The organism is Phreatobacter sp. AB_2022a, from assembly GCF_026847585.1.
GTDB lineage: Bacteria > Pseudomonadota > Alphaproteobacteria > Rhizobiales > Phreatobacteraceae > Phreatobacter.
Genome location: NZ_JAPSET010000029.1, coordinates 35225 through 47645, shown reverse-complemented (window position 1 = coordinate 47645; position 12421 = coordinate 35225). Strand labels below are relative to the sequence as shown.

Sequence of the window (12421 nt, the reverse complement as noted above, 5' to 3'; positions counted from 1 at the left end):
TGACGGCGGCGGAGCATGCCGCCTAAGCCACCGCCTCTACGGGGCGCGCGTGGATCAGCACGTCGAGCACGAGCATCAGCACCACGCGACCTTCCGGGTCGGCCAGTTCCGTCTTGAAGATGGCGACGGCGTCGCGCCGCTCCGGCCGCAGCGTCACCTTCTGCACCTCGGTCCGCCCGGTCAGCGTCGTTCCCGGACGGACGGGCGCCGGCAGGCGGATCTCGAAGCTCCGCCCGACAATGCCGGCGACCTTCGACCAGACCGCCTCCACCACCATCCGCTGGTAGATCGCCATCGTGTGAAAGCCGCTGGCGATGAGGCCCTTGAACGGGCCGGCCGCCGCCGCGACCGGATCGATATGGATCGGCACGGGGTCATATTGCCGGGCGAACTGAAGGACTTCGGCCTCGCTGACCAGATAGCTGCCGAGCTGGAACTGCTGACCTTCGACAAGGTCCTCTGCATAGAGCATTGCCTCTCCTCCCCCGTGCAGCGCGCAGCGCATGCGGGGCTCATCGACCGGCCGGACCGCACCCGGCCGTTCTCGCCTGCGGCGCGCCGGCGCGTTCCGCCTGCCGCCCCGGCATCCGGCCGACTCTATGGGAGAATCCCGCCGCCTCGCCATTCCCTCAAACGTCATGGGCGGCACGCCCGACGGCTTTCGCGTGACGGCGCCGTGTCAGGCTGCGCCGGTCGCCTTCTCGACGACACAGAACGTATTGCCGTCGGGATCGGCCAGAACGACGTAGTCAGCAGCTTCCGGATAGCGCCAGTCGACACGCTGCGCGCCCAGCGAAAGAAGCCGCCCCACCTCCGCCTCGCGGTCGGCGGCATAGAGGTCGAGATGATGGCGCTGGTGCGTCCGCGGATCGGACGACACGATGGTGATCGCCATCTGCTGTCCATCGCCAGCAGCGGGCACCAGGATCGCCCAGTCCTCCGACGGTTCGCGCAGGGGACGATAGTTCAATGCGGCGCACCAGAAGGCGATGGCGCGCGGAACGTCCCTCACCCCCCAGACGATCGAGCCGATCCTCAGCATGACATCCTCCCGCCGGCTGTCCGACCGAACAACCCGCCAGACGCACAGGGGTTGCGGGCTCGGGAGCCGACGCGCGCGCCGCCGGCGCCATCGCGCAAGAAACGGGGTGTGGCGAGCTCTCGCCCTGTTCTATCAAGCCTCCGCCATCCGTCGACAGCAGGAACCCTTGTCCAATGACCGCCCTTTACGCATTGAGCGCGCTCGCGCTCGGCGCCATGATCTCGATGCAGCCGCCAATCAACGCCCAGATCGCCCTCAGGCTCGGCAGTCCGCTGGCCGCCGCCAGCTGCTCGATCGCCATCGGCCTGGTCATGATGCTCGCGGCCTGGGCCGCCACGGGCCGCGCCGAGCTGTCCTGGCCGAAGCTTCTGGCCTTGCCCTGGTGGGCGCTCGTCGGCGGTGCGGTCGGCGCCCTGTTCGTGCTGGGCGGCGTACTCGTCGCGCCGAAGCTCGGTGTCGCGGTCTTCTTCGTCTCGGTGGTGCTCGGCCAGGTCGTCGGCGCCGCGCTGATCGATCAGCTCGGCGCCTTCGGACTTGCCGGCCACGGCATCACCTGGCCGCGGGCCCTGGGCATCGGCCTGGTGATCGTCGGCGCGGCGCTGACCCATGCCGAGGCGCTGCTGAAGCCATGATGCGTGGCGGTGGCGGACGCCCGGGATGCGCCGCGGGGCACGCCTAGTCCACCAGCACCTCCTCCGGCGGCAGAGCCGCCGGGGCTCCCTCGGCAAGATAGCGGGCGACGATCGCGGCCAGGCTGAGCGGCGTCAGCGCCTCCCCGGCCCCGGCGAGATCAGCTATCGGCCACCAGCGATGGCAGTCGATCCATTGCGCCTCCGTCTCATCCGCCATGACCGGCGTGAAACGCGGCATCTCGACGATGTGATACAGCTCCCGCTGCGAGATGCGCCGGCCTGCCCAGTCGAAGGTGTGGTGCCGGCGCCAGACGAGCGGGCCGATGGCGAAGCCGTCGATCCCCAGCTCCTCCAGCAGCTCGCGCCGGAGCGCACCCTCCACGGTCTCGCCGCCATCGAGGCCGCCGCCCGGCGCGATCCAGAAACAATCCCCTTCTGGCGGCCGCAGCCGGAACAGCAGGATCTCGCGCTCCGGCGTCAGGATCAGCGCCCGTACCGCGCGCCGTTCCACGACGACAGGCATTTGGCTCATGCCGCACCGCCGGCGAGCCGCTCAAGCGAGCGCTGCAGGTTGTCGCGCGCCGCCTGTTCGCAGGCGGACCGAAAGATCGCAGTCCGGTAGATGGCCTCGCGGGCCAGAAAGCGCCGGAGGACGGCGGCCCGGCCGGTCCGCCAGTCCGCGTCCGGAACATGCGCATATTCACGGCGCACCGCCGCCTCATAGGTGTCGAATGTGTCGGGTGCCGCGCCGAGAATGGCAAGATCCATGTCGAGGAACAGCGCCGCGTCATGCTCCGCCGCCGCGTCACCGAAGACCGGCGGCTCATGCCCGGCCGTCGCCTCGATCATTGCGGCGATGCGGTCGAGCCGGCCGGGCTCGCAGCGGCCGGCAAGGCGCTCCCGGGCGAGCGCCGCGCTCAACGCCTCGTTGTCGGAGCGCCTGGCGTCGTAGACCGCATCGTGAAACCATATCGCCGCCTCGACCGCGTCCTCGTCCGCGATCGCCGCCCGGTTGGCGTGCGCGAGCGCCAGCAACGCCGCGATGTGGTCGAGGCCATGATAGCAGCGTCCGGGCTCGGCATAGAGGCCGGACAGGAACTGCCGCGTCGGCCCGTCGATCAGGCTCATGCCATCTCCTCCGGACGCCCTCTATCGCGCGCGACGATGGACGCGTCCAGCCCGGCACGCCATGTGCCGTCCGCGCCCGAGCCCAGCCGCCGCCGCCGGTTGCCAAAAAGCCGCGCGCCACGGAACCTGACGGTCTGGGGGGATCAACGATAGCGGCCAGACCCAGCGAGCCGCGACCTGAGGAGCACGCCCGTGACCGTTACCCTGCCGACACCCGACCAGATCCGTGCCGTCGCCGATCAATGCGGCCTGTCGCTGACGGACGAGGACATCGCCTCGTTCAGCGGCCTCTTCAAGGGCTCGATCGATGCCTACAACCTCGTCGCCGCCATGCCCGACGAGGTGCCCGAGGTCAAATATCCGCGCACGCCCGGCTACGCCCCGCCGCCGGAGGAGAACAGGCAGAACGCCTGGTATCGCAAGACCGAGGTGAAGGGCGCGGCGCGCGGCAAGCTGAAGGGCAAGCGGATCGCGCTGAAAGACAATATCATGCTGGCCGGCGTGCCGATGATGAACGGTTCGGCGACGCTCGAAGGCTACATTCCCGATTTCGACGCAACCATCGTCACCCGCATGCTCGATGCCGGCGCCGATATCGTCGGCAAGGTCCATTGCGAGCATTTCTGCCTGTCCGGCGGCAGCCACACCAATTCGACCGGGCCGGTCCACAATCCCCACAAGCACGGCTATTCCGCCGGCGGCTCGTCCTCCGGCAGCGGCGTGGTGGTCGCGACCGGCGAGGTCGACATGGCGATCGGCGGCGACCAGGGCGGCTCGATCCGCATGCCCTCCTCGTTCTGCGGCACCTATGGCATGAAGCCGACCTGGGGCCTTGTGCCCTATACCGGCATCATGCCGATCGAGATCTTCGTCGATCATACCGGGCCGATGACGGCCAATGTCGCCGACAACGCCCTGCTGCTCGAGGTGATCGCGGGCGACGACGGCTACGACCCGCGCATCAAGGCGCCGAAGGTGCAGGCCTATACCAAGGCCCTCGGCCAGGGGGTCAAGGGCATGAAGATCGGCATCGTCAAGGAGGGCTTCGAGCAGCCCGGCGCGGAGGCCAAGGTCAATGCGAGCGTCAGGCAGGCGGCGAAACGTTTCAAGAACCTCGGCGCGGCCGTCGAGGAGGTGTCGATCCCGATGCATCTCCTGGGCCCCGCGATCTGGACCCCGATCGGCACGGAAGGCCTCACCGCCACCATGATGTGGGGCGACGGCTACGGCCTCAGCCGCTCGGACCTCTATTCGACCTCGCTGATGGGCTTCCATCGGGGCTGGCGCGGGCAGGCCGATTCCCTGTCCGAGACCACCAAGATGTTCCTGATGCTCGGCACCCATATCAACAACACGTTCGGGCCGCGCTTCTACGGCAAGGCGGTGAACGTCTCCCGCCGCCTGAAGGCCGCCTACGACGCCGTGTTGGAGCAGTACGATCTCCTGCTGATGCCGACGACGCCGATGAAGGCGACGCCCCTGCCCGGCCCCGATGCGCCGCGCGAGGAGATCGTTGCGCGCGCCCTCGAAATGATCGGCAACACCGCCCCGTTCGACATCACCCATCACCCTGCCATGTCGCTGCCCTGCGGCATGGTCGACGGTCTGCCGGTTGGGCTCATGCTGGTCGGCCGGCATTTCGAGGAAATGACGATCTATAGGGCGGCTCACGCCTTCGAGCAGATCGGCGACTGGAAGACGATGTGATGGCCGCGCCGGGCGGCCGACGTGCCGGCCGCCCGGCATCTTCATCGTCCGCATCGCCACGGCCCACAGGACCGGCCTCCATGACGAACCCTTCCCTGCTGCCGGCCGGCTACATGCTGAAGCGGGTCGCCGCGCGCCCGGACTGGCTGGTGGCGCCCGGTGTCGACGACATCTATTCGGTCAGCGGCTGCATCTCCGCCGATTTCGCCGACTATATCGGGCATTGGCGGCATAACGGCTTCTGGCTGTTCGACAATCCCCGCCCGATGGTCGCGATCGCGACCGCGGAGGACATCGACCTCTCCGGTCTCACCCTCTTCTATTACGAGCTGTTCCCGCAGGCCTTCCACGAGGACACGCGCGCCTGGTCGGCCATTGCCGCCGATCCGGCCTTCGTCACGGCGGTCGAGCCGCCGCCATCGCCGGCGCTCGCCGGCTACGACGTCGCGACCTTCTCGCAGAACAACAAGGCAGAATGCTCGCCGCTCTCCTGCAACCACCTTGCCGGCAGGGCGGCGGTCAACCGCCATTGCCTGTTCACGAGCCTCGATGCGGCCCGCGCGGCGCTCGATGCCGGCCTTTTCGACAGGAGCGAGCCGGGACCGTTCCGCATCGTCGCGGTCCATCGGCTCGGCCCCATAAGCGCGGCCGAGGTCACGCCGGCCGGCCCGCGCTGAGCCGCGCGCTGATCCGTTCCGCCGCCTCGTTCAGCCGCACGACGAACCGCGCGCGCTCCTCGGGGCCCAGCCAGTCGCCGACAAAGGCCGTGCTGACCGCGGCCAGCGGGTAGCCCGCCCGATCGCGCACGGCCACCCCGATGCCGGAAATGCCGCGGGTGAACAGGCTGTCATGGCTCGAAAAGCCGCGGGCGCGGGCTTCATCGAGGGCGGCACGGAACGCCGCTTCGTCGAAATCGGCATGTTCGGCGACATAGCGGCCGAGATTGGCGGCGACGATGGCCTCCGCCTCCTCGACCGGCAAGGCGGCCAACAGCGCCATGCTGCCCGCGCCGCGGCCGATGGGCACCTGGCTCCCGACCTTCAGCACCAGTGTCTGGATGCGGGCGCTGCTTTCCTGGCGCGCCGCGCAAACGGCGTCGAGGCCCGAGCGAATGCTGAGATAGACGGTCTGGCCGATATCCTCGACAAGCCGGGCGAGCTCCGTCGCCGCCGCGCGCGCAACCGGATGCCGGGCCGCGGCCACGATGCCCAGCGCGTGGATCTCCTGTCCCAGGAAGAAGCGCCGCGACGCTGCGTCGCGCTCCACCCAGCCGATCTCGCCGAGCATGTCGAGGACGCGATGCACCGTCGGCCGCGGCAGCGCGGTTGCCGCCACCAGCTCGGCCAGGCCCGCCCCCTCGGGCCCGCCGCGCGCGATCGCCCGCACCAGCAGCGCCGCGCGATTGAGACTGCCCGCCGCCCCGCTCATGCCTCAGCATCCATGAGAAATATCCGAATATTGGACATCAATGCCATCGCATCATGCATGCCATGATCTTCACGAAGCTTTACTTCCGTTGACTTGCGTGATCCATGCCATAGCATGGCGATCAATACGGAATATCCATTATTCGGATATTTTTGAAAGCACGCAACCGACCAAGGTTGCGACGGCGGGAGCGACAGGGCATGGCGAGCGACCCAACGATGACCTGTGCCGGCGCGGTGGTCGGCACGCTCGAAGCCCATGGCCTGAACCGCATCTATTGCGTCCCCGGCATTCAGAACGACTGGTTCTTCAATGCCCTGCACGATGCGCAGGGCCGGGTCGCGGCGATCCATACCAGGCACGAGCAGGGTGCCGCCTATATGGCGCTCGGTGCCGCGCTCGCGACCGGCCGTGTCCAGGCCTTTTCGGTGGTGCCCGGGCCCGGCCTCCTCAACACGGCGGCGGCACTCGCGACGGCCTATTCGACCAATGCCCCGGTCCTGTGCCTGACCGGACAGATCCCCAGCCGGGCGATCGGCCGGGGCATCGGGCTGCTGCATGAAATTCCCGACCAGCTCGGCATTCTCGAACGCCTGACCAAACAGGCGGGGCGCATCAGCGATCCCGCCCGGGCGGCCGCGCAGCTGGCCGAGGCGATCGCCGCCATCGGCAAGGGCCGCCCACGGCCGGTCGGGCTCGAAATCCCGCCGGACATCCTCGGTGCCCGTGGCGACTTTGCCGCCGTCGCGCCGCTCTCCACCGCGCCCGAGCCGGAACCCGATGCCGGACTGATCGCCGAGGCGGCCACGCTCATCGCCCAGGCGGAACGGCCAATGATCATCGTCGGCGGCGGCGCGCAGGCGGCGGGCGCTACGGTGCTGCACCTGGCGGAGCGGCTGCAGGCCCCGGTTCTCGCCTATCGCATGGGCCGCGGCGTTCTCGACGACCGCCACCCCCTCGCCATCACCCTGCCCGTCGGCCATCGCCTCTGGAAGAGCTGCGACCTCGTTCTGGCCATCGGCTCACGCGCTCAGATACCGTTCAGCAACTGGGGCAGCGATGCGGACCTCAAGCTGGTGCGGATCGAAGCCGACCCCACGGCTCTCGACGCCGTCCGCACGCCCGACCTTGCCCTGATCGGCCGCGTCGAGACCGTGCTGCCGCGCCTTGCCGAAGCGATCGACCGCAGCGCGCCGAAACGCGCATCGCGCGCCGAGGAAATCTCGGCGCTGAAACAGGCGGTCGCCCGCGAGGCGGCCGACATGCTGCCGCAGGTCGCCTTTCTGAACGCCATCCGCGAGGCCATCGGCGAGGACGGCATCCTCGTCGACGAGCTCACCCAATGTGGTTACGTCGCGCGCTTCGCCTATCCGGTCCACAAGCCGCGCACCTTCATTTCGTCGGGCTATCAGGGCACGCTCGGCTGGGGTTATGCCACCGGCCTCGGCGTCCAGGACGCCCGGCGCGATGCGGCCGTCGTCTCGATCAGCGGCGACGGCGGCTTCATGTTCAACGTTCAGGAGCTCGCGACCGCCATCCGCCACGACATTCCGCTGATCGCGGTCGTGTTCAATGACGGTGCCTACGGCAATGTCCGGCGCATGCAGCGCGAGCTCTACGACAACCGGGTGATCGCGACCGATCTTGCCAATCCGGATTTCGTCGCGCTCGGCCGCAGCTTCGGTATCGAAGCCGAGCGCGCCGCCAGCCCGGAAGCGCTGCGCCGCGCGGTCGCCGCCGCCGCCGAGAGGCGCAGGCCCGCCTTGATCGAGGTGCCGGTCGGCGACCTGCCCAGCCCCTGGCACTTCCTCGACATGCCAAGGGTGCGCGGCGGCTGATCCGGGCGCGACGCGCCGCCCATCATCAGCCGGCAAAAGACCGGCAGTGGTCCCGATCGCCAAGCGGCGGGCCCCATCAGGAGGAAAGAACCCATGACCGACGCGGCCTGGCGGCTGTCCCGCCGCACCCTCGCCATGCTGCCGCTGGCGCTCGCGCCGGCACGCCGCGCGGGCGCCGCTGGCTATCCGGAGCGCCCGATCACCTTCATCGTGCCCTACCCGGCCGGCGGCACATCCGACATCCTTGCGCGGCTTCTCGCCGAGCATCTGAAGGACAGGCTCGGCCAGCCCGTCGTGATCGACAACCGCCCCGGGGCAGGCTCGACAATCGGGGCCGGCATCGCCGCACGCGCTGCGCCTGACGGCTACACCCTGCTGATGGCCACCAGCACCACGCTCGCCATCAATGCCAGCCTGTTCCAGCGGCTGCCCTACGATCCGGTCGCCGATTTTGCCCCTGTATCGCTGGTCGCCGGCGTACCGCTCGCCCTGATCGTCAATCCCGCGCTCGGCATCCGCAGCCTCGCCGATTTCGTCGCCTATGCAAAAGCCCGGCCCGGCGAGCTCTCCTACGGCTCGGCCGGCAACGGCACGCCGCATCACCTTGCCGGCGAACTGTTCAAGACGGCGACCGGGATCGACGCCAAGCACGTCGCCTATCGCGGCAGCCTGGTCGCGATGAACGACGTCGTCGGCGGCCATATCCCGTTCATGTTCATGGACATGTCGCCGGCGCTGCCACTGATCGCCGCGGGCAAGCTCACGGCGCTGGCGGTCACGGCACCGCGGCGTGTCGCGGCGGCGCCTGACATACCCACGGTCGCCGAGATGGGCTATCCCGGCTACGAGGCGGTCGCCTGGCAGGCCCTGGTTCTGCCGGCGAAGGCGCCACCCGACATCGTCAGGCGCCTTCATGCCGAAGTCGCAAGCTTCCTCGCCACGCCGGCCCATCGCGCCAAGCTGATCGAGATCGGCCTCGAACCGCTCGGCGGGTCCACCGAGGAGCTCATCGCCTACATCAAGTCCGAGATCGCGCGCTGGGCCGTCGTGGTGCGCGCATCCGGCGCCCGCGTCGAATGACGCCCGCATCCCCCGAGAGAACGGATCCATGACGCGCGAGACGATCGAGACCGATGTTCTGGTGGTGGGTGCAGGTCCCGTCGGCCTGACGCTCGCCATCGATCTGGCGAGCCGCGGGGTCGACGTCGTCGTGGCCGAGCAGCGGCCGAAAGGAGCGCGGCCCGAACCGAAATGCAACCATGTCTCGGCCCGCTCGATGGAGATCTTCCGCCGCCTCGGCCTCGCCGGCGCCCTGCGCGCGGCAGGCCTGCCGGAGGACTATCCGAACGACATCAGCTACCGCACGAGCTTCACCGGTGCCGAGCTGACCCGTATCGTCATTCCCTGCCGGCGCGACCGCTACACCATGAAGGACGGCCCGGACGGCTGGTGGCCGACGCCGGAGCCGCCGCACCGCATCAACCAGATCTATCTCGAGCCCATCCTGGTCGCCCACGCCGAGGCCATGGCACGCATCCGCCTCCTCCATCGCACCGAGGTCGTTGCGGTCGACCAGGACGACGCCGGCGCGACCGCCGCGGCGCGCGGCCTGGACGATGGCGGGGACGTCGCCATCTGCGCCCGCTATCTCGTCGGCTGCGACGGCGGCCGCTCGCTGGTGCGCAAGGCGATCGGCGCCGCCTTCACGGGCGACGCCGTGGTGCAGCGGGTGCAGTCGACCTTCATCCAAGCCCCGGCCCTGATCGGCCTGCAGCGGCATGACAATGCCTGGGCGACCTTCGCGCTCAATCCGCGCCGGACCGGCAATGTCTACGCCATCGACGGCCGGGAAACCTGGCTCGTGCACAATTACCTGAAACCCGACGAGACCGATTTCGACGCGGTCGACCGCGACTGGGCGATCCGCACCATCCTGGGCGTCGGCCCCGCCTTCGACTATGCCGTGCTCTCCCGCGAGGACTGGATCGGCCGGCGCCTCGTCGCCGACCGCTTCCGCGACCGCCGGCTGTTCATCGCCGGCGATGCCGCCCATATCTGGGTACCCTATGGCGGCTATGGCATGAATGCCGGCATCGCCGACGCGGCCGGCCTCGCCTGGCTGATGGCCGCGCACATTGCCGGCTGGGCGCCGGCAGGCATTCTCGACGCCTATGAGCGCGAGCGCCTGCCGATCACCACCCAGGTCTCGCATTTCGCCATGGACCACGCCCACAAGGAGATCCGCAACCGCCAGGGCGTTCCGGCCAATATCGAGGCGGAAGACGAGGCGGGCGCAGCGGCGCGCGCCGCGCTCGGGCGGGCGACCTACGATCTCAACGTCCAGCAATATTGCTGCGCCGGGCTCAATTTCGGCTCCTATTACGACCGGTCGCCGCTGATCGCCTATGACGGCGCCGCCCATCCCGGCTATTCCATGGGCAGTTTCACGCCGTCCACCGTGCCGGGCTGCCGCACCCCCCACGCCTGGCTCGCCGACGGCACCTCGCTCTATGATGCGAGCGGGTCCGGCCATGCGCTGCTGCGGCTCGATCCGGCCACCGATCCCGGCCCGCTGCTGGCCGCCGCCGCCGCCCGCGGTCTGCCCCTGAAGCTGATCGACCTCGCTCCCGACCTGATGCCGGAAGCCGGTGACCGCACATTGATCATCTCGCGGCCGGACCAGCATGTCGGCTGGCGCGGGACGGCCGCGCCGGCCGATCCGCTCCAGCTCATCGACCGGCTGCGCGGCGCGGCGCCGGCTCAGCCCTAGATCCGCTGGTCCTTGATGGTGTTCATCACGAAGCTGGTCTCGATCGAGGCGACACATTTCAGCCGGGCGATCTTTTCCTTGATGAAACGCTCGTACTGGTCGAGGCCGCCGGTCATCACCTTCAGCACATAGTCGCGCGAGCCGGTGACGAGGTGGCATTCCAGCACTTCGTCCCAGCCGCGCACCGCCTCCTCGAACATCACGATCTCGTCCTCGTTCTGCCGGCTGAGCCGGATCGTGGCGATCGCCGCCATGGTCCAGCCATGGGCCGCGGGATCGACGCGCGCGCCATAGCCGCGAATGATGCCGGCCTCTTCCAGCCGGCGCAGCCGCCTGAGGCAGGGCGACGGCGAGAGGCCCACCCGCTCGGCCAGCTCCTGATTGGTGATCCGCGCATTGGCCTGGAGCTCGCGGAGGATCCGGCGGTCGATGTCGTCGGCAATTTTCTGCTGCATGGCGAGCTATCTACGGCAGGAAAATGCCACGGCCAAGCGCCACCCGCGCAAAAGTCGCAAGGAACCACCGCAATGATTTGCTAGGATCGCGCAAGCGCTTGATCCCCACCGAAGCGAGGCTGCCCGTGACCGCTCCGAGACCCTCCAAGACCCATGTCGGCAACCATCGCCTGCATCCGGAAACGCTGATGCTCGGCTATGGCTTCGATCCCCTGCTGTCGGAAGGCGCGGTCAAGCCGCCGGTCTTCCTGACCTCCACCTTCGTGTTCAAGACCGCCGAGGAAGGCCGCGACTTCTTCGACTTCGTCGCCGGCCGGCGCGAGCCGCCGCAGGGCACCGGCGCCGGCCTCGTCTATTCGCGCTTCAACCACCCGAACAGCGAGATCGTCGAGGACCGGCTGGCGGTCTATGAGGGCGCCGAAGCCTGCATCCTGTTTTCCTCGGGCATGTCTGCGATCGCAACCACCCTGCTCGCCTTCGCCCGGCCCGGCGACGTGATCCTGCATTCGCAGCCGCTCTATGGCGGCACCGAAACGCTGCTGACCCGCACCTTCGCCGCTCTCGACATCGCAGCCGTCGGCTTTGCCGACGGCGTCAGCGAGGCGGCCGTGCGCAAGGCCGCGGAAGAAGCGCTCGGCAAGGGCCGCGTGTCGGTCATCCTGATCGAAACGCCGTCCAACCCGATCAACAGCGTCATCGACATCGCATTGATGAGCCGCATCGCCGACACGATCGAAAGGGCGCAGGGCCACCGCCCGGTGATCGCCTGCGACAACACCTTGCTCGGCCCGGTGTTCCAGCGGCCGCTCGATCACGGCGCGGACATTTCGCTCTATTCGCTGACCAAATATGTCGGCGGCCATTCCGACCTGATCGCCGGCGCCGCGCTCGGCAGCGTCAAGATGATGAAGCCGATCAAGGCTCTGCGCGGTGCCATCGGCACGCAGCTCGACCCGCATTCCTGCTGGATGCTCGGCCGGTCGCTGGAAACGTTGAGCCTGCGCATGGAGAAGGCCAACGACAATGCCAGGGCGGTGGCCGAGTTCCTGCGCGACCACCCCAAGGTCGAGCGCACCTACTATCTGCCCTTCCTCGCCGAGGGCTCGGCCGAACGGCGCGTCTATGACGCCCAGTGCCTCGGCGCCGGCTCGACCTTCTCGTTCGACATCAAGGGCGGCGAGCGGGCGGCCTTCGCCTTCCTCAATGCGCTCGAGATCTTCAAGCTCGCCGTCAGCCTCGGCGGCACCGAGTCGCTGGCGAGCCATCCCGCGGCCATGACCCATTCGGGCGTACCGCTCGACGTGCGCCAGCGCATCGGCATTCTCGACACGACCATTCGCCTGTCGATCGGCGTCGAGCATCCCGACGATCTCATCGCCGACCTCGCGCAGGCGCTCGCCCGCGCGGACTGAGCCGGCCCG

General features: G+C 68.9%; 13 protein-coding genes. 7 read left to right on the top strand and 6 right to left on the bottom strand.

The window, feature by feature from the left end:
- Positions 1–22 precede the first annotated feature (22 nt).
- Together OZ671_RS20210 and OZ671_RS20205 are read right to left on the bottom strand one after the other, a co-directional pair.
- A complete protein-coding gene (locus OZ671_RS20210; RefSeq protein WP_268862420.1) occupies positions 23–472 on the bottom strand; it encodes a MaoC/PaaZ C-terminal domain-containing protein in 450 nt (149 codons plus the stop codon).
- A gap of 207 nt (positions 473–679) precedes the next feature.
- Positions 680–1042 (bottom strand): VOC family protein, encoded by a 363-nt coding sequence (locus tag OZ671_RS20205; RefSeq protein ID WP_268862419.1) that lies wholly within the window; start codon positions 1040–1042, stop codon positions 680–682.
- A 173-nt stretch (positions 1043–1215) separates the two neighbouring features.
- Between OZ671_RS20205 and OZ671_RS20200 the strand changes: the two genes are divergently transcribed.
- Entirely contained in the window at positions 1216–1674 is a 459-nt protein-coding gene (locus OZ671_RS20200; protein WP_268862418.1) for a DMT family transporter, read from the top strand.
- A 43-nt stretch (positions 1675–1717) separates the two neighbouring features.
- On the opposite strand, the gene OZ671_RS20195 is transcribed toward OZ671_RS20200, so the two are convergent.
- Positions 1718–2206 carry an NUDIX hydrolase gene (locus OZ671_RS20195; RefSeq protein WP_268862417.1) on the bottom strand — a complete coding sequence of 163 codons (489 nt, stop codon included), beginning with the start codon at positions 2204–2206 and terminating at the stop codon, positions 1718–1720.
- Entirely contained in the window at positions 2203–2802 is a 600-nt protein-coding gene (locus OZ671_RS20190) for an HD domain-containing protein (RefSeq protein WP_268862416.1), read from the bottom strand. Before OZ671_RS20190 ends, OZ671_RS20195 begins: the two co-directional genes overlap by 4 nt.
- A gap of 192 nt (positions 2803–2994) precedes the next feature.
- Here OZ671_RS20190 and OZ671_RS20185 point away from each other — a divergent pair, with 192 nt between their 5' ends.
- Both OZ671_RS20185 and OZ671_RS20180 read left to right on the top strand, forming a co-directional pair.
- Positions 2995–4509 (top strand): amidase, encoded by a 1515-nt coding sequence (locus tag OZ671_RS20185; protein ID WP_268862415.1) that lies wholly within the window; start codon positions 2995–2997, stop codon positions 4507–4509.
- 80 nt (positions 4510–4589) lie between these two features.
- A complete protein-coding gene (locus OZ671_RS20180; RefSeq protein WP_268862414.1) occupies positions 4590–5186 on the top strand; it encodes a hypothetical protein in 597 nt (198 codons plus the stop codon).
- Here the strand turns inward: OZ671_RS20180 and OZ671_RS20175 are convergent.
- Positions 5164–5937, bottom strand: coding sequence for an IclR family transcriptional regulator (locus tag OZ671_RS20175; protein ID WP_268862413.1), 774 nt, complete (start codon positions 5935–5937; stop codon positions 5164–5166). The two genes, OZ671_RS20180 and OZ671_RS20175, sit on opposite strands and share 23 nt — an antisense overlap.
- Before the next feature lie 200 nt (positions 5938–6137).
- Here OZ671_RS20175 and OZ671_RS20170 point away from each other — a divergent pair, with 200 nt between their 5' ends.
- The 3 genes from OZ671_RS20170 (at position 6138) to OZ671_RS20160 (ending at position 10545) form a co-directional block, all read left to right on the top strand.
- Entirely contained in the window at positions 6138–7775 is a 1638-nt protein-coding gene (locus OZ671_RS20170; RefSeq protein ID WP_268862412.1) for a thiamine pyrophosphate-dependent enzyme, read from the top strand.
- Positions 7776–7868: 93 nt separating this feature from the next.
- Complete coding sequence (locus OZ671_RS20165; RefSeq protein ID WP_268862411.1) at positions 7869–8855, top strand: Bug family tripartite tricarboxylate transporter substrate binding protein; 987 nt, start codon at positions 7869–7871, stop codon at positions 8853–8855.
- A gap of 28 nt (positions 8856–8883) precedes the next feature.
- The gene (locus OZ671_RS20160) at positions 8884–10545 is read left to right on the top strand and encodes an FAD-dependent oxidoreductase (RefSeq protein ID WP_268862410.1); all 1662 of its coding nucleotides are present in this window, start codon (positions 8884–8886) and stop codon (positions 10543–10545) included.
- On the opposite strand, the gene OZ671_RS20155 is transcribed toward OZ671_RS20160, so the two are convergent.
- The gene (locus OZ671_RS20155; RefSeq protein WP_038313099.1) at positions 10542–11000 is read right to left on the bottom strand and encodes an Lrp/AsnC family transcriptional regulator; all 459 of its coding nucleotides are present in this window, start codon (positions 10998–11000) and stop codon (positions 10542–10544) included. The genes OZ671_RS20160 and OZ671_RS20155 overlap by 4 nt on opposite strands.
- 125 nt (positions 11001–11125) lie before the next feature.
- On the opposite strand from OZ671_RS20155, the gene OZ671_RS20150 reads away from it, so the two are divergent.
- Positions 11126–12412 carry a cystathionine gamma-synthase family protein gene (locus tag OZ671_RS20150; protein ID WP_268862409.1) on the top strand — a complete coding sequence of 429 codons (1287 nt, stop codon included), beginning with the start codon at positions 11126–11128 and terminating at the stop codon, positions 12410–12412.
- The last annotated feature ends 9 nt before the right edge of the window (positions 12413–12421 follow it).

What these genes read in the sequence shown, in the direction of transcription:
- OZ671_RS20200 (WP_268862418.1), top strand. Translation starts at nt 1,216, where the DNA reads ATGACCGCCCTTTACGCATTGAGCGCGCTCGCGCTCGGCGCCATGATC.
- OZ671_RS20165 (WP_268862411.1), top strand. Translation starts at nt 7,869, where the DNA reads ATGACCGACGCGGCCTGGCGGCTGTCCCGCCGCACCCTCGCCATGCTG.
- OZ671_RS20180 (WP_268862414.1), top strand. Translation starts at nt 4,590, where the DNA reads ATGACGAACCCTTCCCTGCTGCCGGCCGGCTACATGCTGAAGCGGGTC.
- OZ671_RS20205 (WP_268862419.1), bottom strand. Translation starts at nt 1,042, where the DNA reads ATGCTGAGGATCGGCTCGATCGTCTGGGGGGTGAGGGACGTTCCGCGC.
- OZ671_RS20160 (WP_268862410.1), top strand. Translation starts at nt 8,884, where the DNA reads ATGACGCGCGAGACGATCGAGACCGATGTTCTGGTGGTGGGTGCAGGT.
- OZ671_RS20210 (WP_268862420.1), bottom strand. Translation starts at nt 472, where the DNA reads ATGCTCTATGCAGAGGACCTTGTCGAAGGTCAGCAGTTCCAGCTCGGC.
- OZ671_RS20195 (WP_268862417.1), bottom strand. Translation starts at nt 2,206, where the DNA reads ATGAGCCAAATGCCTGTCGTCGTGGAACGGCGCGCGGTACGGGCGCTG.
- OZ671_RS20175 (WP_268862413.1), bottom strand. Translation starts at nt 5,937, where the DNA reads ATGAGCGGGGCGGCGGGCAGTCTCAATCGCGCGGCGCTGCTGGTGCGG.
- OZ671_RS20155 (WP_038313099.1), bottom strand. Translation starts at nt 11,000, where the DNA reads ATGCAGCAGAAAATTGCCGACGACATCGACCGCCGGATCCTCCGCGAG.
- OZ671_RS20190 (WP_268862416.1), bottom strand. Translation starts at nt 2,802, where the DNA reads ATGAGCCTGATCGACGGGCCGACGCGGCAGTTCCTGTCCGGCCTCTAT.
- OZ671_RS20170 (WP_268862412.1), top strand. Translation starts at nt 6,138, where the DNA reads ATGGCGAGCGACCCAACGATGACCTGTGCCGGCGCGGTGGTCGGCACG.